This is a genomic window from Carboxylicivirga litoralis (assembly GCF_025499605.1).
In the GTDB taxonomy this organism is placed as follows: Bacteria; Bacteroidota; Bacteroidia; order Bacteroidales; family Marinilabiliaceae; genus Carboxylicivirga; species Carboxylicivirga litoralis.
In genome coordinates this window covers 45,568-66,137 of sequence record NZ_JAFMVC010000024.1, presented here as the reverse complement: position 1 = coordinate 66,137, position 20,570 = coordinate 45,568, and the positions used below count along the sequence as shown (strand labels likewise).

Here is a 20,570-nt window from a genome sequence, read left to right as displayed (position 1 = left end):
GGTCACTTTGGAGCGTCAAAGGGTGGTCAATTTCGTTCGTTAGACCTGGTCAATTTAAATCGTTAAGAGGTGGTCAACTTCAGCGTTTTTTCCATTCAAGGGGCAAGGTGATTATTATGCACCCAACCTGAATATTAACGGCGAACGCGTTCAGTACGATGAGGATACTTATATCACTGATTTGCTGACAGAACATGCTTTGGAATGGTTGGATAACCGCGACAAAGAAAAACCATTCTTCATGTACCTGTCACACAAGGCCGTACATGCTTTATTTAAACCCGCCAAGCGCCACGATGGGGTGTATGATGGGAAAACGATTGACAAACCGGCCACATATTCGCAAACCATTGACGATGATTATAAAGATTTGAAATGGCCTGAATGGGTGAAGCAGCAGCGTCATAGCTGGCATGGTGTTGATTACATGTATCATGGTAAAAACGGCACCTTCGATGAGAACCTGCAGAAATACTGTGAGACGCTTTTGGGTGTTGATGAGAGTATTGGTTCGGTTATGGAATGGTTACGAGCTAATGGGTTGGATGAGTCTACCATGGTTATATACATGGGCGACAATGGATTTAGCTGGGGTGAGCATGGTTTAATCGATAAGCGCCATTTCTACGAAGAATCGGTGAAGGTACCCATGTTAATTCGTTGCCCGGAAATATTTGAAGGAGGTAAAAACATTGAGCGCATGGTGCAAAATGTGGATGTGGCACCAACCATTTTCGAATGTGCGGGAGTTAAGAAACCGGATTATATGCCGGGTAAGTCAATGATTCAATTATTAGAGGGGAATGAAGAAGGCTGGCGTGAGCGGGTGTATTATGAATACTTCTGGGAATATGATTTCCCGATGACACCAACAGTATTTGGGGTGCGCACCGACCAGTATAAATACATGCGCTACCAGGGTATCTGGGATCAGAACGAACTGTATGATATCATTAACGATCCGGATGAGCAATATAACCTGATGGGTCAGCCTGAATATGCGGATGTAGCTAAGCAACTGGCATCCGATTTATATGACTGGCTTGAGGAAACGCACGGAATGAATATTCCATTAAAACGAACAGTGAAAAATCCTTATGGCGACTACCGTCATCCGAATCAATATTAATTATGAGATCAACCTTTTTCAGAAGTTAGAAAAATTACCATCAGAATTATAAATGATAAAGCATAACCACTAAGACTCGAAGAACACTAAAAGTTAAATTTAGTTTTCTTGGTGTCTTAGTGGTATTTTTTAAAACTATTATAACTCTTCCACTTGAAAACTATAGATTTCTAAGGGAAGTAAAATATTGGAGACAAACTCGATTTTTACATCTTTCTTATGCGATTAACTAAAATACTATTTCTGGTTTTATCAGTAAGCTTTTTAAATGCATGTCAAGTTCCGAAAGAAAAGAAGGCACCCAATATCATTTTCTTTCTGGCCGATGATTTAGGTTGGGCCGATGTTGGCTACAATGGGTCGCAGTTTTACGAAACGCCAAATATTGACCAGTTAGCACAGGATGGGATGGTTTTTACTGATGCGTATGCTACTCATCCACGTTGTGTACCGTCACGTTACTCCATTATAACGGGTAAATACCCTGCCCGAGCGCAAATACCAGGGCCGGGAGAGGGGAAGCTGAATGTTCGCCCGGGTGATGAAGGTAAACTAAAAGCGGATGAACAAACCATTGCATCAGCGCTTAAAGATGCTGGTTATGCTACACTATTTGTTGGTAAATGGCATTTAGCAACATCGGGCACCATGCCTCTGGATGTTGGTTTTGATGTTAATATTGCCGGTGGCCATGCCGGTTCACCAATTTCTTATTTTTACCCCTACAACGAAGGGAAACAAAAAGGTAAAAAAGCACCCATTCATGGATTGGAAGATGGGGTAGAAGGTCAATACCTTACGGATCATTTAACAGATAAAACCATTGACTGGTTGAAGCAGCAGCATGCCACTAAACCGGAACAACCATTTTTTGCTTTTGTGTCGCATTATGCAGTACATGAACCTTTGCACGGTAAACCCGAGTACGTGAAGAAGTTTAAGCAGAAACTAAAAAACATGAGTTATGAGGGAGAACCATTTATAAAAGAAGGAACCGGAACTACCAAAATGCATCAAAACGATCCAGAATATGCCGCTTTAATATACAGCATGGATGAAAGTTTAGGGCGTCTTCTGAATACTGTTGATGAGATGGGAGAAACAGAGAATACAATTGTCATCTTTTTCTCAGATAATGGAGGTTTGTCAAACAGGGGTTTTAATCCACGCCGGGTGGCTACATCTAATCAACCACTGCATGCCGGAAAAGGGCATTTGTACGAGGGTGGCGTGCGTGAACCCATGATCGTTAGCTGGCCTGGTATTACCGAAGCAGGTTTCATAAATAGCAGTGTCATTATCGGTACTGACTTTTTTCCAACTATGCTTGAGATGGCAGGTGCTGATTTGTTGCCTGAAGCTCATAAAGATGGAAGAAGCTTTGTTCCTGCCATTAAAGAGAATGAGCAACAGTATTCTGACAGGGCTATCTTTTGGCACTCACCGGTCAGCCGACCGCATGCAACAGGCGATATAAACTGCTCAGCTATCAGGCTTGATAATTATAAGCTCATTGATTTTTATGATGAAAAACGAGTGGAGTTATATGATTTATCAATTGATTTAGAGGAGCAAAATAATATAGCGGATGTAAAGACTGAGAGGGTTGGAATTTTATTAAAGCGTTTGGAAAATTGGCGTAAGGAAGTAAATGCATATATGAAAGTAATTGATAAATAATTATTGAGTGATAATAACTCTAAATTCAATCACCTAATACCGTTTACTAATCAAAATGCGCCTTTATAGCGCTTCGCTTTAAAAGTCACTTTGATAATGTATCGGCATTAACCAATGTAATTAGCAAAATGATCAAGGGTCATTTTGTAATACATTTGGTATAATTAATTGATTGCTCCAGTTTGTAATCAGTTGTACAGGGTGTCACCTGTGATTTAGGTGGAACTAGTAAAAAAATCGAAGCAGATAGAAATATGGATAAAACTTAAACAGTTTCTAGAAAGTAAGGAGGGCGTCGACCCTCCTTTGATACGACTATTTGCTTGATGTCAGATTTTTGAATTTCACCAATGCTTCGAGGTAGTAATAATCGGCATAGTTAATCGGCACATCAACCTCCGAATTCGATGGCAGGTTACCAACACTGTGCTCCAAAACAAAATACTTGTTACTAGTTGAACGGTAGTGCTGGCTCAGATTGTGTAGAAGCCGTTCAGCAAACTGGTAGTAGTCAGCACCTTTTGTTTCACTTAACTGACTAAGGTCGAATAGCGCCGCACAGGTAATGGTGGCGGCCGATGCATCGCGCCATGCTTCAGTTAAAGGAGGCAGCTTCTCAATCCATGTCGGATAAAAAGTCGTGTCCTTAGCATGATAATCCCATAGTGGTACTTTATCAGCGGGCAGGTTGGGGTGATGCATGATGTAATCAGCGATGTGCTCGGCCTGTTGTAGAAAACTGGCATCACCAGTTTCGCGGGCACACATGGTGTAACCATAAAGACCCCAGGCCTGTCCTCTGGCCCATGAGGATTCATGTGAGAGGCCCTGATGTGTGTAGCGACCCCTTATTGCTCCTGAAATTGTATCGTAATCGACCACATGGTAGGTGCTAAAGTCATCTCTGAAGTGATTTTTAATGGTGGTGTTAGCATGTTGAATAGCGATGTTGCGATACTTCTCATTACCAGAGAAGTCACTAGCCAGGAAGAGTAATTCGAGGTTCATCATATTGTCGATAATAACAGGATACTGCCAGACGTGACCATCTTTGGTCCCTCCTTTAAAATCCCAAGAGCGAATGACCTTTGTGATGCTGTCATAGCGTGTGCTTAAAGACTCTGCACCATTGATGAGAATCGTTTGGTAATCAGGGTTGTTGGTTAGACGAAAGCCATTCCCATAACTACAGCTGAGCATAAATCCAATATCGTGGTTACCTGTGAAATGTTGTATTTTTTCCAGCCAATGTGTGGTGCGTTGAGCTTCCTGCTTCCACTGTTCGTTGCCGCTTAGCTCGTACAAATACCACAAGCTTCCCGGAAAAAAACCACTTGTCCAGTCGTAGGCGCCAACAAAACCTACTGTCCTGTCCTTTTTAATGGAACGCGGAAACTTGCCGTCTTTTTCAATGGCATTCACAGCATTATTTAATTGCTGTTCGGCAAATTGTACATTGTCTTCAATAAATGCTTTGTCGGTGTTACAACAGCTTTGTAACACGATTAAAATAATTGCTGCAAATAGGATAAATAGTTGTTTCATAATGATTCTTTATGGATCTGATTGTCGAATAATTTCTGTTGATTATTCAATTGTAAATTCCCCTTTCAAACGGATGTCCTGTGATGAAGCACCGATGGCTATATTGAATAGGCCAGGCTCCGTTACTTCCTGCATTTCGTTATTTAGCAGCGTCAGATGCTCAGGTTTGAGCGTAAAGCTAATCTGCCTGGTTTCTCCAGGAGCAAGGTGTATGCGGTCAAACCCTCGCAATTGCCATTGGTAGGTGATGACCGAGCTGTAGGTATCCTCAAAATAGAGTTGAGGCACTTCATCGCCGGCATAGTCACTATCGTTGGTAATTTCGAAACTGATTGTTACTTCGCCTTTTGTTGTGGTCATTTGGTTGTCAACCTGAAGGTTAGAGTAGGTGAAGTTAGAGTATGACAGTCCATGTCCGAAGGGATATAATGGAGCCACAATACGGCTTTTGCCTGTGCCATGAGGCCCTTTCTGAAATTGACCTGCTTGCGAGAACGGTTTGTAGGGGAAGTTGATGGGTATCTGACCAACTGTAGCTGGCCAGGTTGTTGATAGTTTGCCTCCCGGATTGTATTCGCCAAACAGTACATCGGCCAGCGCTTGTCCGCCAAATTCACCCGGAAACCAGGCCGTTAGTATGGCTTTGCTGTGCTTATCGGCATAGTTAACAGATAAAGGACGACCGTTGATTAGCACCGTAATAACCGGTTTTCCAGTTTCTATCAATGCTTTTAGCAGTTGATTCTGACGACCCGGCAAATCCAACGAGGTGCGGGAAAGGTTTTCGCCAACCATGCGTTCATCTTCCCCTAATACTGCTATGATTACATCGGCCGATTGTGCTTTATTCACAGCTTCGTCAATTAAGCTTTGTTCTTCTGATGTTATTGACTGAGGTAGTATCTCAGAGTAAGGCCATTCCTTGTCAACTATTTCACAGCCTAAAGCGTAATCAACATCCATCTTATCCTTGGCATATGCACGAATGCCTTCCAGTGGAGAAATAATATCTACGCCCAAAGCCCCGTATCGGCTGATAGAGCTCTTCTTAGCGTTTGCATTGGGGCCACACACCAAAATCTTACTTATTTGGTCTCTGTTAAGAGGAAGGGCGCTGTTCTCGTTCTTTAGTAAAACGATGGACTCACGCGAGGTCTTTAATGCTAGGTTTAAATGGGCTTCAGAACGAACAATATCATCAACTTTTTTCTCATCGCGGTAAGGCGCATCGAATAACCCTTCTCTGAACTTCACATACAAGACGTCCTTGACACGCTGGTTAATTACCTCCATTGATAGTTGTTTGTCATTAATCAGTTCGCGCAAGGGATTGACAAAATTTTCGGGATGATTAAAGGTGGTACGCACATTCAGGCCTGCTTCTACCGACTGACGAACGGCTTCTTTGTACGTGTCGGCAACTTTGTGTCGGCTGTAAATCCAGATGACCGCATCGCTGTCGGATACCACATAGCCTTTGAAACCGTATTGCTGACGCAGCAGGTCAGTTAAAAAATACGGACTTGCCGAAACAGGTATGCCATCGTAGTCGTTGTAGGAACTCATAATGCCCAATACTTCCGACTCCTGAATGGTGCGTTTAAATGGATACAAATAGATTTGGTGCATCTCACGTGGTGCAATGTGTGGGTCGAGACGTACATTGCCGTCGCGCCCGCCTTTGGGAGCGGAGTAAACGGCGAAATGTTTCAGCGTGCTAACAACACCTTGTGATTTCAATCCATTCACCAGGTTGATGCCATACTCCGAAACCAGGAAGGGATCTTCGCCAAAACTCTCTACGATTCGCCCCCAGCGTTGATCGCGTGCCACATCAAGCACCGGTGAATAGATGTTGTTGTAGCCTAAAGCGTAACCTTCGCTGCCAATACATTTGCCAATTTGATGAACCAGATCTTTGTTCCAGGTACAACCAATACCAATCTGAGCTGGAAATGAGGTTGCTTTAATGTGGTTCAAGCCACGGATACCTTCGTTGGTGAATTCCACCGGTATGCCAAGTCGTGTTTCTTCAACAAAAAACTTCTGAATCTCATTTAGTGCCCACACATGCTTACTATGTGGATAAGCATATTGAGCTTTTGATGAAACACCGTTGGATGCTTCATCAATATTACCAAGGCCATCTTTCCAAAGCTCCTGTTTCCAGCCTGACGTTGGTAGTTCATCTTTGGCTACTCGTCCATAGCCGTAAAGTGTCACCATCTGGCAGGTTTTTTCCTCCATGGTCATTTGAGAAAGTAAATCTTCCACACGTGACTCTATTGACAGACTTGGGTCTTCGTAGATGTCCTTTTGCCCATTTTTGTTGAAGTCAATCCATTTTTTATGGTAAATGGTCTTAACTGTACTGCTAGCTTGCGGTTTATTCGATTTAGAAGTCCAGCCTAAAGCCATCAATGCTGCTATAATTAATATTGGTAGATAATTAACTTTCATAGGGTGTGTTTTACCATTAGTACTGCTTACTTATCTATTAGGTAGTTAATCTGTGTTTCATAATTAGTGTAGTGGATGTATTTTTTATTGGTCATCCATAGCACAACCGGCGTATCTCGTCTCTTCATGTTTTTGGGTACAACTGGCCTTACATTGTCAAATTCAGAGTTTTCGGTGATGGCCTCAATGTCCCAGGTGAGTCCGTTATCGTGCGTGGTACGTTTCTCAATTTCAAACACACCATTAATCTTGCGTGATAAATAGACTGTGTTGGTTTTAACCGGATTTAGACTCATGCCGGCAGAATAGTGTGGTTCTGGCTCTTTCTTTCCTTCTGGGGTTTGAGGGAACCATCCGCCTGCGTCGCAAATTTGGTTGTCAATCCATTTTTGACCATTATATACTGCATAATGATATAAATGGCTTGATTCATAGGGGTAGCGGGCGTATAACACCACCGGGTGTCCTCTTTTATTGGTACCAATATCATATATCCAGGCTCTGCCATTTTCTTCATCAGCCTGATAGATTACCGTTGCATCTTTGGGTTCAAAAGGGATGTTATTCATGTCACATATTTTTGTTGCATCAGCCCGCCAGAAAGCACCTTTCTCATAACAAGCATAGTATACCGAGTTGGTTGGTTCATTTCGTGGGTGTCCATCTGTAAACAGAATATGAATTTTTGATTTTCCATCGGAGTAATACAATACATAAGGGCGGTTGTTGCCGTCATACGGGATGTTTGTTATGAATACCTTGCTTTTTACGAATGACTCGCCAGCGTCGTCGGACCATGTAATATTGGGCTTATATCCAGTCCACCTGCCAAAACAGTATATGCGGTTATTTTCTTTTGACAGCATAAAAGGGTTGGCATACGTTACGCGTTTGTAGGGGTATTTTTTGAGTTCAGCCTCATCGTAGATGTCGTGTTCTTTTGTTTCGGAGAAGTTTAGTTTTGTTTCATCTACGGATAAGCGGTTAATGCGTACCTTGTGATCGTAGTGTTTGGTATATACCATTAGTACGTCTTTATCAGATAACTCTGTAAATGCCGGATTTGCATGATCATCTTTTTCTAACTTAGGAGTAATGGTTTGTGTTTGAGAGGTCTTGTTTTTTAGGTTAAGCAGCCCTGCTTCAAGTGCTCCGTCTTTGGTGATCCAGCCAGTTACAATTTCGGGTTTGCCGTTGTGACGATAGATGGCACGTGGACTACTGAACCAACACCAGGCACCATCGGATGTTAGTGTCTTTATTTCTTTTTCTTGTCCATTCATTGTAGTCAATACAAGAAATATACAAGCCGTGAATATTAAGCTTTTCATTGTAACTATTTTGTTTAGGTGATTTAAATTCTTCATCGATGATTTTACTTGGCTTATATTAAAATTTACATCTACACTATTCTGAGTACGCTTGTTATCGTCAACTTCCGTTTAACGGTATTGTCATAGTGATAATATGGCGTAATGAATTTATAATGTGAATCATCATTTTTGTGTACTTATTTTAAACACCCAGGCATGCTTGCAAGGAGGATTCTTTTGAGCATCCTTAGGTATAATCACTTTAAAACCTGTTCCAACTTTTTGCCATTTAAGTGGTTCTTTAAAGCCAAGTAGTGTGATGCTTGCCTGCTCATCTGGCTGAAAGGTTGACATCCAAATTTCGGAAGGCATTACTTCTTCATTTTCGTCTGCCAGGTAGATGGCATAGATGGTGTTGTTATGTCTGTTTTGCGTTAATGCTACTTTTCCTTCCTTGTAAGGAGCTAGTGGCCTTGTGAAGTAAATAGCTTCACTGTTAAGGTCCATCCATTCACCTACTTCATCCAGAAGATTAAAGGCTTCCGCGTCCCATTCGCCGTTAGGATCCGGTGCAATATTAAGTAGCAGGTTTCCTCCTTTGGATACGACATCAACCAGGGTGTGAACGATCTGTTGGGTGGATTTGTATTGCTTAATGTCACGCCATGACCAGCCATCAATCGCACCCGTCAAACAGGATTCCCAAGGCACTAGCAGTGCTTTATCAGGCACTCGGTTTTCAGGGGTGATGTAATTTTGGTTAGGCCCTTCTACAGCGCGATCAACCACAATTAAGCCCGGTTGTTTGATTCGCGCCTTTCTGGCCAATTCACTCATTTTTAAATCCTGACTCTGTAGGTTAAATTGTTTGAAGCCTTTCATGCTGCGATAGGCCCATAGCTCTTGTTCAGTATAAGGTTGCACCCAGCCGCCATCTAACCATAGAATATCGATTTGTCCATAGTTAGTCATAAGCTCATCCACCTGGTTATGGGTGTATTCAACGAATTGGTTCCAGCGCTCAGGGTAGCGTTCAATTGAATAGTTCGGATTGCGGTCGGCGGTGGCATTGTCTGGGGTCCAAAAATAGGGAGAATGCCAATCGGGCTTAGAGAAATAAGCACCTATCATAAAACCTTCTTTCGAGAACTCTTTGAAGATCTCTTTAGTGACATCCGCTTTTTTGTTGGTATAGAAAGGCGTATTGGGTGACGTAATTTTGAAATCGGAATATTTTGTGTCATACATGGCAAAACCATCGTGGTGCTTGGTGGTGAACACAACGTATTTCATTCCGGCTTTTTTTGCCGCTTTAGTCCATTTTTCGGGTGCGAATTTTACTGGATTAAAGGTGGTTTGCAGGTTCCAGTAATCTTTTTTGTATTGTTCGTAGTTGTCGTTGTTACGAAAGCGTTTAATCCATTCCTCATCTTCGCCACAAACGGACCATGATTCGATGATGCCCCATTGCGAATAGATGCCCCAGTGCATCATCAGCCCAAACTTTAAATCTTGCCAGTGCTCCAGCTTCTCAAGAACCAGCGGATCTGATTCAGGGTAGTATTTCTGTTTTTCTTCCTGCGCAGAGGTATTTGTAGTCAACGAATACAACAACGTGAGTATGATATACACAGTGAGGTAATGATTGAATTTAAAAGTCATCTTATTTATTTGATTTTAGGATATTTAAAGAAAACTAAAGATTTAGTAAAGAAACACTGTCAAAATTACTAATTGGTGTACAGATGTTTATAATTGCTATTTGTTAATTGAGTTTTTCTCAATATTAGATGATGAAGTGTATAGAATCTATTAGCAAATGGTTAATGAGTAATGAAATAGAAGTTTAAAAAGGAGTATCATGCTTCTTTTTTTTTAGCAGTTATTTGAATTTGGCGGCATCGGTTTAACGGTTGGAGGGTTTAAAAGAAATAAAAGTAGACATGTTATTTTTTATAGCACCGTTATTTTAAAAAATAATTGTAAATTAACAGTGTAAATGTTCGAAGTCATACAGTGCAGGGTCATTTAATATTCATCTTTAAATGATAGGTTATGACACGTAGACAAATTAAAGAGCTCAATGCTGGCTCAATGGCAGATATCGCCTTCCTTCTGTTAATTTTCTTTTTGGTTACTACAACTATGGATTCAGATTTAGGCTTGGGAACTGTTCTTCCTCCATATATCGAAGACATTGATGCACCACCAAAAAACGATCGTAATGTGTTTGAGATTTTGGTGAATTCGGATAATCAATTATTGGTAGAGAAACGACCAATGAAGTTGAACTTTTTAACTGAGGCCACTAAAGAATTTATATTAAATCCTTCAAATAAGGTCAATTTATCGGCTAAAGAAATGAAGGATATTAGTTTATTAGGCATCATGGAAGTGAGTAAAGGTATTATATCATTACAAACGGCCAATGATACAGAATATCAGACCTACCTGATGGTTCAAAATGAAATCGTGCGTGCATTCAATGAAATGAGGAATGAAATGGCTTTACGAAAATTTGGTAATGCCTTTAGTGATTTAACTTCGCAAGAGAGAGCCGCTATTCGTGAGGCTTGCCCGAAGTTGATTTCAGAGGCTGAACCAGTTAAGATATCAAGCCGGTAATTATAAAATAGAGAAGCCAGTTATTAATAAACTGGCTTCTTTTCAGTATTTATAACGGAATATTTCCGTGTTTTTTAGGTGGATTGGCCTCACTCTTATTTTGAGACATCTCTAATGCTTGTATCAATTTAAAGCGCGTTTCTTTGGGTAAAATAATTTCGTCAATATAGCCCAGTTCAGCTGCACGATATGGGTTTGCAAAGTTTTCACGATAATGATCTACTTTTTCTGCTTTAGCAATTTCATCGGTTTCGCCTCTGAAAATAATGTTGACAGCTCCTTCTGGTCCCATCACCGCAATTTCAGCTGTTGGATACGCAAAGTTAATATCGGCCGCTAGATGCTTGGACGCCATAACATCATAAGCGCCACCATAGGCTTTGCGTGTGATGACCGTTATTTTTGGTACAGTAGCTTCGGCGTAAGCATACAGTAGTTTAGCCCCATGTTTAATAATTCCGCCATACTCCTGAACGGTGCCCGGTAAAAAGCCAGGAACATCAACAAAAGTAACCACCGGAATATTAAAGGCATCGCAGAAGCGAACAAAACGTGCACCCTTTGCTGAAGATTCAATGTCGAGCACCCCAGCGAGGTAGTTGGGCTGGTTGGCCACAACACCAACTGTTCGACCAGCCATGCGACCAAACCCAGTAATGATGTTCTGCGCATAGTGCGGCATGACTTCAAAGAAGTGTTGGTTATCCACCACTTTGCCAATGATATCGTGCATGTCGTATGGTTTATTGGGATCGGCCGGTATTAATTCCTGCAGCTCTTCACTTTCGCGTTTGATATCATCCGTTGTTGGCAGAACGGGAGGATCTTCCATGTTATTAGAAGGTAAAAAACTCAAGAGCTCACGAATCATCATCAAGGTATGTTCATCGTCATCGCCCATAAAATGAGCCACACCACTTTTGGCATTGTGTGTCATGGCACCGCCTAACTCTTCTTTGGTGACTTCTTCGTGAGTAACGGTTTTAATTACATCAGGACCTGTTACAAACATGTAACTGGTATCTTTCACCATAAAAATGAAGTCAGTGAGGGCAGGAGAGTAGACTGCTCCACCCGCACACGGTCCCATGATGGCAGATATCTGTGGTATAACACCTGATGACTTGACATTCAGAAAGAATATGTCGCCATAACCGGCCAGGCTTTGCACACCTTCTTGGATGCGTGCCCCACCGGAATCATTCAAGCCAATAAGAGGAGCTCCCATCTTAAGTGCTAATTTCGATATTTTAATGATTTTATCGGCATTGGTACGACTCAAAGAACCACCAAACACCGTAAAATCCTGAGCAAATACATAAACCAGTCGACCATCAACTTTACCATAGCCGGTTATGAAACCATCGCCAGGAAATTGGGTTTTTTCCATCCCAAAATTATGGCATTGGTGTTTCATTAATTTATCCAGCTCAACAAAAGTACCGGCATCTAAAAATAGCTCAATCCGTTCTCTTGCTGTTAATTTACCACCCTTGTGTTGCTTTTCAATACGCGCTTCACCACCACCGGCTTCGGCTTTCTTGTTGCGAGCTTCAAACTTTTTATATTTTTCTTCTAAACTTTGCATCGTTTCTGATTTACAGGTTATTCAATTTCAATTAATGGCTGATTTCCTTCGACAGCATCGCCCTCGGCAACATGAACGCACTTGACTTCACCGTCAACAGCTGATTTGTATTCACTTTCCATTTTCATAGCTGATACAATAATTACTGTCTGACCTTTTTCTACCTGGTCACCAACCTTAACCGGGATTTTGACAATTTTACCTGGCATTGGTGTAGAAATAACATTACTACCCGAATCAAGTGACGACTTAGAGGCATTGCGATAACGCGTTGCAGCATCTATCACTTCTATTTCGTAATAATTATTGATGGTGTTGACTTTATAATGATTGAGGTCTTCACCTTGAATCATCTCCATATTAACGGACTGACCATTGAGTAAAATTGAATAAGCATCAGACTCTACTTTGACTAAGTCAAGGTCATAGATGCGATTGTCAATATCTACTTTGTATTGAGTGCCATTATGTTCGAGGATTTTTATCCGGGCACGGCGAGAATCTATTTTTAGTTCTATTGGCATATTAGCTGATTTAGTAGCGAATTACATTTTTACGACGTGAATATTCTTTCCAGGCCGATTGGTTTGGTGTAGCCACATTTGATTTATCAGCGGCTTCACGAAGTTTTTCATTGTAATCAAGATAAGCAACAAACAGGGCAATGTCTTCACAATAGTCTGAACAGTCATCTTCCTCTGTCATCAGAAAATCCATATGCTTCTCAATAAAGTGTGTGTCATAATTACCTTCTATAAAATCGTTTGCTTCCATAATTCGTGATACAAAAGGAATAGACGTTTTTACACCTGTTATTTTGTATTCATACAAGGCACGTTTCATACGTTCAATAGCTTCTTGACGACTTGGCGCCCAAGAGATTAATTTAGAAATCATTGGATCGTAGTGGAAAGGAATTTCATAGCCTTCGTATACGTATCCATCGGTTCGTATTCCTAATCCCATTGGTTCGGTAATGTTTTTAACCACACCAGGACAAGGCATGAAATTGTTTTTATGGTCTTCGGCATATATGCGACATTCAATAGCATGTCCATTTTGACGCAAGTCTTCTTGTTTAAAGTCTAATGGAAGACCATTAGCCACATTGATTTGAGCTTTAACCAGGTCAACGCCAGTTGTTCGTTCTGTAATCGGATGCTCTACTTGCAGGCGAGTATTCATTTCTAAAAAGTAGAAGTCGAGGTTGTTATCAACCAGAAACTCAACCGTGCCAGCTCCAATATAATTCACCGATTTTGCAGCTGCGATAGCTTGCTCACCCATTTTTTTGCGTAATTCGGGTGTCATCAACGGGGAAGGGGTTTCTTCAATAACTTTTTGGTGACGTCGTTGCACCGAACATTCGCGCTCAAATAAGTGTACATAATTACCGTGCTGGTCGGCCATTATTTGAAACTCGATATGGTGTGGACCTTCAATATATTTTTCAATATAAACGGCATCGTCACCAAACGCCGAACGTGCTTCAGATTTTGCCATTTCATAGGCATTAGTCAATTCTTTTTCTTCGCGTACCAGTCTCATGCCCTTTCCACCACCTCCGGCACTGGCCTTAAGCATAATTGGATAACCAATCTGTGCGGCTGTTTCTTTCAGTTTATTCGGGTCTTCAATATTTTCTTTAGTGCCTGGAACAACTGGGACGTTCGAGTCTATCATCAATTGACGAGCCGTTAATTTATCGCCCATAGTGTTAATGGCATGAATGGAGGGGCCAATGAAGATTATTCCTGCTTTGTCAACTTCTTCAGCAAAATGAGCATTTTCGGATAAGAAACCATAGCCCGGGTGGATGGCATCTACCTTGCTGGTAATAGCGACGTCGATGATTTTATTAATGTTCAGGTAACTTTCTGTGGAAGGAGCAGGGCCTACACAATAGGCTTCATCTGCATACCTGACGTGCTTGGCTGTGCGATCGGCTTCTGAAAAAATGGCTACCGATTTGATGCCCATTTCACGACATGATCGCATCACACGAACGGCTATTTCACCTCGGTTGGCAACTAATACTTTTTTAATCATAATGGAATAAAGATTTCATTTATAAAAAATTAAAAGTCAAAATGTTTAAACAAATACTAAAAGACCTTAAAATCCGATATGCAAAAATGACGTTTTTTGCCAAACTACCAAACGGATTGAAGATTTTGTTTGGAATCGGTATAAATAAGAATGACACTAAACACCTGCTTATGTTGGTGGGTTAATATATGTATCTTTGTTTTATAACTTAATATTGACTGTTATGCTTAAGAAAAAAGTAGAAGAAATACTGATTAATCAGATCGAAAAAGAAGCGTATTCATCTAATCTATATTTGGCAATGGCTGTTTGGGCCGATACAAATGGTTATGAAGGGACGGCCAACTGGTTATATGCTCAGGCAGAAGAAGAGCGCTTGCATATGATGAAGTTTATCAAGTATGTAAACGAACGAGGAGGAAAGGCTATTATCCCTTCAATTGAGCAGCCTCCTGCAGATTTTAAGGACATTAAAGCAGTGTTTGCCAAGGTATATGAACACGAACAGTACGTTACCGAATTAATTAGTGGTATTGTAGGGGTGTGTTTAGAAGAAAAAGATTTTACGACACACAATTGGATTCAGTGGTTTGTAACTGAACAAATCGAAGAAGAAGCTTCAGTAGCTGCTATTAATGATAAGCTGAATTTATTAGGAGATCACAATTTGTATATGTTTGACCGTGATATTATGGGTATGCGTGGACAAGCACCTGCAAGTGCCGAATAATTGGACAAAATATTATAAAATACGAAAGCCGGCTTTTTGCCGGCTTTCGTATTTTATAGGGTAAGTACTTTTTATTTTCTACGGATAGAAGTCATTATTTGCTGCTCTTTCGAAATTTCGTCACCGGCTAAAGTTATAGCTGTTTCAATAATGGCTAAATGTGAGTAGGCTTGTGGGAAATTACCCAACAAACGACGTGTTTTAAAATCCAAATCTTCACTAAACAAACCTAAATGGTTTGAGTAGGATAATAAAGTCTCGAATTTACGTGTGGCCTCATCTTTTAAACCAATTTTGTATAAACTATTAATTAACCAGAACGAGCAGATGGTAAAGGCCGACTGTGGCTCACCAAAATCATCCTCATTCTTGTATCGATACATTAGGCCATCGTGCTCCAGTTCTTTCTTAATCGCAAGAACTGTTTTTTTATAGCGTTGATCATCAGCACTAATAAATCCATACGATTCCATTAGTAGCACTGCTGCATCTAAATCATTCGAACCATACGATTGTGTAAAGGTATGCTTCTCTTCAGACCAGGCATTTTTGTGAATATCGGCAGCAATTTTCTCTTCCAATTCTTGCCACTCGTTGGCATAATCATCGCGTTTTAGCAGACGAGCAATTTTTTGAGCTCTGTCAATGGCTACCCAGCATAGCACTTTACTAAAGGTGAAATGTTTGCCTTCGCTTCTGATCTCCCAGATCCCTTTATCAGGCTCCTGCCAGTTTTCATCAACAACTTTAACAATGTTTCTTACAATGGTCCAAATGTCTTCGCTATTGCCAAGGGTTGTTTTAAATAGTTCAAAATACTGCAACATCACATCCATCAAAATACCATAGATGTCGTTTTGTTTTTGAACATAGGCGGCATTACCAATTCTTACAGGTTTACTTCCTTCGTAACCAGCTAAATGTTTAAGCTCAATTTCGTGCAGGTTTTTCTCACCATGAATACCATACATGATTTGCATTTTCTCACCTTTGTCTGGCATTAAAGAGATAATGAAATTCATGTAACGCTCAGCAATTCGTTCATGACCTAATTGCGTCATAATCTTTACAACCATAGAGGCATCACGAATCCAGCAGAAACGGTAATCCCAATTGCGAACTTCGCCAATTGTTTCGGGTAATGAGGTGGTTAGTGCTGCTAAAATAGCGCCCGACTTCTGGTAGTTAAGCAATTTTAGCGTTAATGCACTGCGATTTATTTCCTTCTCGTATTTCTTAAAGCTCGTCGTTTTATCAGACCAGTTTAGCCAGTATACTTTGGTGCGCTGATGCTTAAGGTATGAGCGATTGGTTGACTGTTGGAGCAGTTTTTGGTTATAACTCAATAGCAAATATTCGTTTTGCTTAATGGTAACCGGCAACTTCTCTTTTATGCTCTTTTTATTGAAAGACGAATACAAGTAAATAGAATCATACTCGCCATTAGTCGTATAAGCTTTTATATATTCCTCTTCAACATCTATGGTTGTATTAGGCTGGGCATATTCCAGTTTAGGCTCAAAATTGATGACAACATCAACCGAACCAGAAATATGTTTGATATAACGAACAATATCTGGTGGGGTGTAATAAACACCGTCTTCATTACGGTAGCGTGGCATAAAATCGTGAAGCTCAAACACCCCGGAAGCACAAATGAACTTGGTTACTAAAATGTTGGTGCGAGCGATATAGAATTGCTCAGTTTCATATTCTTCTATAGGCCTTACACTAAAGAAACCGCCTTTTTCATCATCCAGAATTTTGGCAAATGTTGATGGTGAGGCAAAATGCGGGAGACATAACCACTCAACCGAACCGGTTTTAGAAACCAACGCTGCACTCCGGCAGTTTCCAATGATACCGTAATCAAGGTTCTTCATACGCAAATTAACTTATGAAAATCTAATAAAAACTTCTTTTTCTCAAACAATGATATAATCTATAAAGATGTATATTTGCTTAATAGTGCAAAAAAAAAGGTATTTTTTCAATAATACTACTATTTGAGGTTTTCTTTTGTAAAATCATTTGATAATAAAATAGTGCATAAAGCTATGTGTCTGAACGGCAGCCAGGAAGCTTTGTGTTTTTGTACTTGATCCTATTGTAAAAAATAATCAAAAATAAGCCTATGTCGAAATTGCATATTGTGGCTAATAGATTGCCTTATAGCCTGGTAAAAGAAAATGATAAATACAGTTTAATTGAAAGCGTTGGAGGATTAGCTACCGGAATGAAGTCGGTTTATACTGAGTTTGGGGGTAAATGGATTGGTTGGTCGGGAATAAATTCTGACGATTTAACTAATGAAGAATCTAAAACTGTTGATGAGCTGTTGTTAGACAAAAGCTGTGTTACTGTACCATTGAGTGAACAGGAAATTCTAGAATACTACGAAGGTTTTAGTAATAAAACGGTGTGGCCTTTATTTCACTATTTCACTCAGTATGTGGATTATTCTCCCGAAAACTGGGAAACCTACAAGCGCGTCAATCAACGATTTGCCGATCGTGTGTTGGAAGTAGCTGAAGATGGGGATACGGTTTGGGTGCACGATTATCAGTTGTTGTTGGTGCCGGAAATGATTAAGTCGGTGAAACCCAATGTAACAGTTGGATTCTTTTTGCATATTCCTTTCCCCTCCTACGAAGTGTTCCGCATTCTCCCCTGGCGAATGGAGTTGTTAAAAGGTATGTTAGGTTCCGACTTATTAGGCTTTCATATCTACGATTACGAACGTCACTTCCTAAGTTCTGTGCGTCGCCTATATGGCTACGAAATAGCCTTTAATGAAATTCATGCTGAAGACCGAATTATTAAAGCTGATTCGTTCCCGATGGGCATTGATTATGAAAAGTTCCAAAAGACATCGGCAGCAGTGATGCAGAAAACCATTCAGGAGCGTTCTGATTTACATAAAGAACTGGAAAAATACTTTATGACATCGCCCGACAGACGTTTAATTCTGTCGATTGACCGCCTGGACTATACCAAAGGAATACCACAACGTCTTAAAGCTTTCCGAAAATTTATGGAACGCTATCCTGAATTCCATGGTAAAGTGACTTTGGTGATGTTAGCTGTGCCTAGCCGTGGTAATGTTGATGAGTACATGATGCTAAAGAAGGAAGTGGATGAATTGGTGGGTAACATCAACGGTACCTATGGTAACATTAACTACACACCGGTTTGGTATTTTTACCGTGCTATGCCATTCGAAAATCTGGTAGAATTGTACAATATGTCGGATGTGGCACTTATTACGCCATTGCGCGATGGTATGAACCTGGTGGCTAAAGAGTATGTGGCATCTCGTGGTAATCAAACAGGTGTAATTGTATTGAGTGAAATGGCGGGTGTGTCTAAAGAAATGGGAGAGGCCATTACCATTAACCCAATCAATGAAGATGAAATTGCAGAAGCTCTACATCGTGCTTTAACCATGCCTTTAGAAGAGCAAAAGGAGCGAATGGGATATCTGCAAGAACGGATCCAGCGCTATTCTGTGTTTAAGTGGGCCGGTGAGTTTGTGGAATCTTTAGAAAAAGTAAAAAAGATTCAGAAAGAGTTCTTGGTTAAAAAGATTTCTTCGAGTGTATTTAATGAAATAAATGCCAAATACAAGAAGGCTAAAAAGCGGGCCATCTTCCTTGATTATGACGGTACTTTGACGTCATTTCATAAAAATCCGCAAGAAGCAACGCCTAACAAAGAGTTATACGATATTCTTAATCGTTTAATTGCTGATAAGAAAAATACGGTGACTATTATTAGTGGACGCGACCGTTATACACTAGAGAAATGGTTCGCCGATGTGCCTATAAATCTTATTTGTGAGCATGGTGTTTGGTTGCGTAAGCATGGAGAAGAGTGGCAGACGCTAACTAAAGTAAATAATGAATGGATGCCAATTATTCGTCCTGTCCTGGAGCGATTTGTTGACCGCACACCTGGTTCATTTATCGAAGAAAAGAATTATTCGCTCGTGTGGCACTATCGTAAGGCAGAACCAGAGCAGAGCTTAATTAGGGCAAATGAGTTAAAAGACGAACTGCTTGACCTGGTTGGAAATCTTAACCTGGAGATTATGGAAGGTAGTAAGGTTATTGAAGTGAAGAGTGGTGGAATCAATAAGGGGATTGCAGCTAATCAGTTTATTAATAATGAGCAATTCGATTATCTGATGGCCATGGGCGATGATTGGACTGACGAATATATGTTCAAGGAATTACCTTCAGAAGCGATAACCGTTAAAGTTGGTATTCAGCGAACCAGTGCTAATTTTAAACTGGAATCGGTCGGTGCCGTCAGGAAGTTTTTGAAGAGTTTAGGTGAATAAATACGAAAGGCGCTCCATGGAGCGCCTTTTTTGATGTATTAATCTTCTATCCAATTTTTACATTTCAATACTTCCCTTGAATACAAATGTTGCCGGGCCTTCGAGCCAGATGTTTTTAAATTGCCTATTCTCAGTATCAAAAGTAACTTTCAGGTTACCACCTAATACTTCAATATTGAATTGGTTATATTCAGGTTTTTTGAGGTGAGCAGAAATGGCACTGGCAACAACGCCTGTACCACAGGCAAGTGTTTCATCTTCCACACCACGCTCGTAGGTGCGCACTTTGATGTTATTCAAATCTTTGAACTGAACGAAATTAACATTTGTACCGTCAGGGGCATAGTGCTCTGAGTACCTTACTTCCTTACCTAATTTATAAACATCCAATTGTTCGATCTTATCAACAAATTCGACATGGTGAGGCGAACCAGTATCAAGGAAGGTATGATTGGGCTGAATTGAAATTGTATCAACATCAATCATCTTTAGATTGACAGTTCCATCGTTATAGGAAGCTTGATGTTCGCCATCAACAGCCATAAAAGTAAAATTGTCAGGTGTTTCAATAATGCCCTGATGAACTGCAAAAGCTGCTATGCAACGTCCACCATTGCCACACATAGATGCTTCACGGCCATCAGCATTAAAGTAGCGCATGGTAAAATCCATATCAGAATGATTTTCCAATAGCATTAAACCATCACCGCCAATACCAAATCGCCTGTCACATAGTTTTTTGATTAAGCTGATGTTGTCACCATTAAACTGCCTATCTCGATTGTCGATAATTATAAAATCATTACCGGCTCCCTGGTATTTAAAGAATTCAATCCTGCTCATTTTAAGTGTTTTGTTCGATGATTGAAATAAACAAAAGACAAATCGTCGTGTTTTGCTTACAAAAGTACGCTGATATGGCAGAATATCCTTAAAGTTTGGCAAAAAAACGTTAAGGTCACGTTAAAGTCGTAATGAGGTATCATTTTTGATTGTTTAGTTTTTGTATATTTCAATATCGCGATTTAAAATTTGTTAAAATCTGAATACAAGTAGTATATTGATTAGTATCAGATAATACCTAACAATAACTTATAAAACAGTTTAAG

14 protein-coding genes are annotated in these 20,570 nt (G+C 40.3%); 5 read left to right on the top strand and 9 right to left on the bottom strand.

The window, feature by feature from the left end; genetic code table 11:
* Positions 1 to 58: 58 nt before the first annotated feature.
* Positions 59 to 1,129 (top strand): sulfatase/phosphatase domain-containing protein, encoded by a 1,071-nt coding sequence (locus tag J1N10_RS17295; RefSeq protein ID WP_316044944.1) that lies wholly within the window; start codon positions 59 to 61, stop codon positions 1,127 to 1,129.
* Between the two features lie 219 nt (positions 1,130 to 1,348).
* Positions 1,349 to 2,809, top strand: coding sequence for a sulfatase (locus J1N10_RS17290; RefSeq protein WP_262327988.1), 1,461 nt, complete (start codon positions 1,349 to 1,351; stop codon positions 2,807 to 2,809).
* A gap of 315 nt (positions 2,810 to 3,124) precedes the next feature.
* Here J1N10_RS17290 and J1N10_RS17285 read toward each other — a convergent pair whose 3' ends face one another.
* From J1N10_RS17285 to J1N10_RS17270, 4 genes are all read right to left on the bottom strand, one after another.
* On the bottom strand, positions 3,125 to 4,354 hold the full coding sequence (locus J1N10_RS17285) for a DUF4995 domain-containing protein (RefSeq protein WP_262327987.1): 1,230 nt from the start codon (positions 4,352 to 4,354) through the stop codon (positions 3,125 to 3,127).
* Positions 4,355 to 4,396: 42 nt separating this feature from the next.
* The gene (locus J1N10_RS17280; protein ID WP_262327986.1) at positions 4,397 to 6,814 is read right to left on the bottom strand and encodes a glycoside hydrolase family 3 N-terminal domain-containing protein; all 2,418 of its coding nucleotides are present in this window, start codon (positions 6,812 to 6,814) and stop codon (positions 4,397 to 4,399) included.
* A gap of 26 nt (positions 6,815 to 6,840) precedes the next feature.
* Positions 6,841 to 8,145 (bottom strand): BNR repeat-containing protein, encoded by a 1,305-nt coding sequence (locus J1N10_RS17275; protein ID WP_262327985.1) that lies wholly within the window; start codon positions 8,143 to 8,145, stop codon positions 6,841 to 6,843.
* A 165-nt stretch (positions 8,146 to 8,310) separates the two neighbouring features.
* Positions 8,311 to 9,789: an alpha-L-fucosidase gene (locus J1N10_RS17270; protein ID WP_262327984.1), complete on the bottom strand. Its 1,479-nt coding sequence runs from the start codon at positions 9,787 to 9,789 to the stop codon at positions 8,311 to 8,313.
* 393 nt (positions 9,790 to 10,182) lie between these two features.
* Between J1N10_RS17270 and J1N10_RS17265 the strand changes: the two genes are divergently transcribed.
* Complete coding sequence (locus tag J1N10_RS17265) at positions 10,183 to 10,752, top strand: ExbD/TolR family protein (protein ID WP_262327983.1); 570 nt, start codon at positions 10,183 to 10,185, stop codon at positions 10,750 to 10,752.
* 49 nt (positions 10,753 to 10,801) lie between these two features.
* Here J1N10_RS17265 and J1N10_RS17260 read toward each other — a convergent pair whose 3' ends face one another.
* From J1N10_RS17260 to accC, 3 genes are read right to left on the bottom strand one after another with little or no spacing between them, the layout of a single operon-like run.
* Entirely contained in the window at positions 10,802 to 12,340 is a 1,539-nt protein-coding gene (locus J1N10_RS17260; RefSeq protein ID WP_262327982.1) for an acyl-CoA carboxylase subunit beta, read from the bottom strand.
* Positions 12,341 to 12,357: 17 nt separating this feature from the next.
* Complete coding sequence (locus tag J1N10_RS17255) at positions 12,358 to 12,864, bottom strand: acyl-CoA carboxylase biotin carboxyl carrier protein subunit (protein ID WP_262327981.1); 507 nt, start codon at positions 12,862 to 12,864, stop codon at positions 12,358 to 12,360.
* A 10-nt stretch (positions 12,865 to 12,874) separates the two neighbouring features.
* On the bottom strand, positions 12,875 to 14,389 hold the full coding sequence (gene accC, locus J1N10_RS17250; RefSeq protein WP_262327980.1) for an acetyl-CoA carboxylase biotin carboxylase subunit: 1,515 nt from the start codon (positions 14,387 to 14,389) through the stop codon (positions 12,875 to 12,877).
* A 223-nt stretch (positions 14,390 to 14,612) separates the two neighbouring features.
* Here accC and J1N10_RS17245 point away from each other — a divergent pair, with 223 nt between their 5' ends.
* Entirely contained in the window at positions 14,613 to 15,119 is a 507-nt protein-coding gene (locus tag J1N10_RS17245; RefSeq protein ID WP_262327979.1) for a ferritin, read from the top strand.
* A gap of 71 nt (positions 15,120 to 15,190) precedes the next feature.
* Here J1N10_RS17245 and J1N10_RS17240 read toward each other — a convergent pair whose 3' ends face one another.
* Positions 15,191 to 17,002, bottom strand: coding sequence for a glycoside hydrolase family 15 protein (locus tag J1N10_RS17240; protein ID WP_262327978.1), 1,812 nt, complete (start codon positions 17,000 to 17,002; stop codon positions 15,191 to 15,193).
* Between the two features lie 251 nt (positions 17,003 to 17,253).
* On the opposite strand from J1N10_RS17240, the gene J1N10_RS17235 reads away from it, so the two are divergent.
* A complete protein-coding gene (locus J1N10_RS17235; protein WP_262327977.1) occupies positions 17,254 to 19,461 on the top strand; it encodes a bifunctional alpha,alpha-trehalose-phosphate synthase (UDP-forming)/trehalose-phosphatase in 2,208 nt (735 codons plus the stop codon).
* A 57-nt stretch (positions 19,462 to 19,518) separates the two neighbouring features.
* Here J1N10_RS17235 and dapF read toward each other — a convergent pair whose 3' ends face one another.
* The gene (dapF, locus tag J1N10_RS17230) at positions 19,519 to 20,304 is read right to left on the bottom strand and encodes a diaminopimelate epimerase (protein WP_262327976.1); all 786 of its coding nucleotides are present in this window, start codon (positions 20,302 to 20,304) and stop codon (positions 19,519 to 19,521) included.
* Positions 20,305 to 20,570 lie beyond the last annotated feature (266 nt).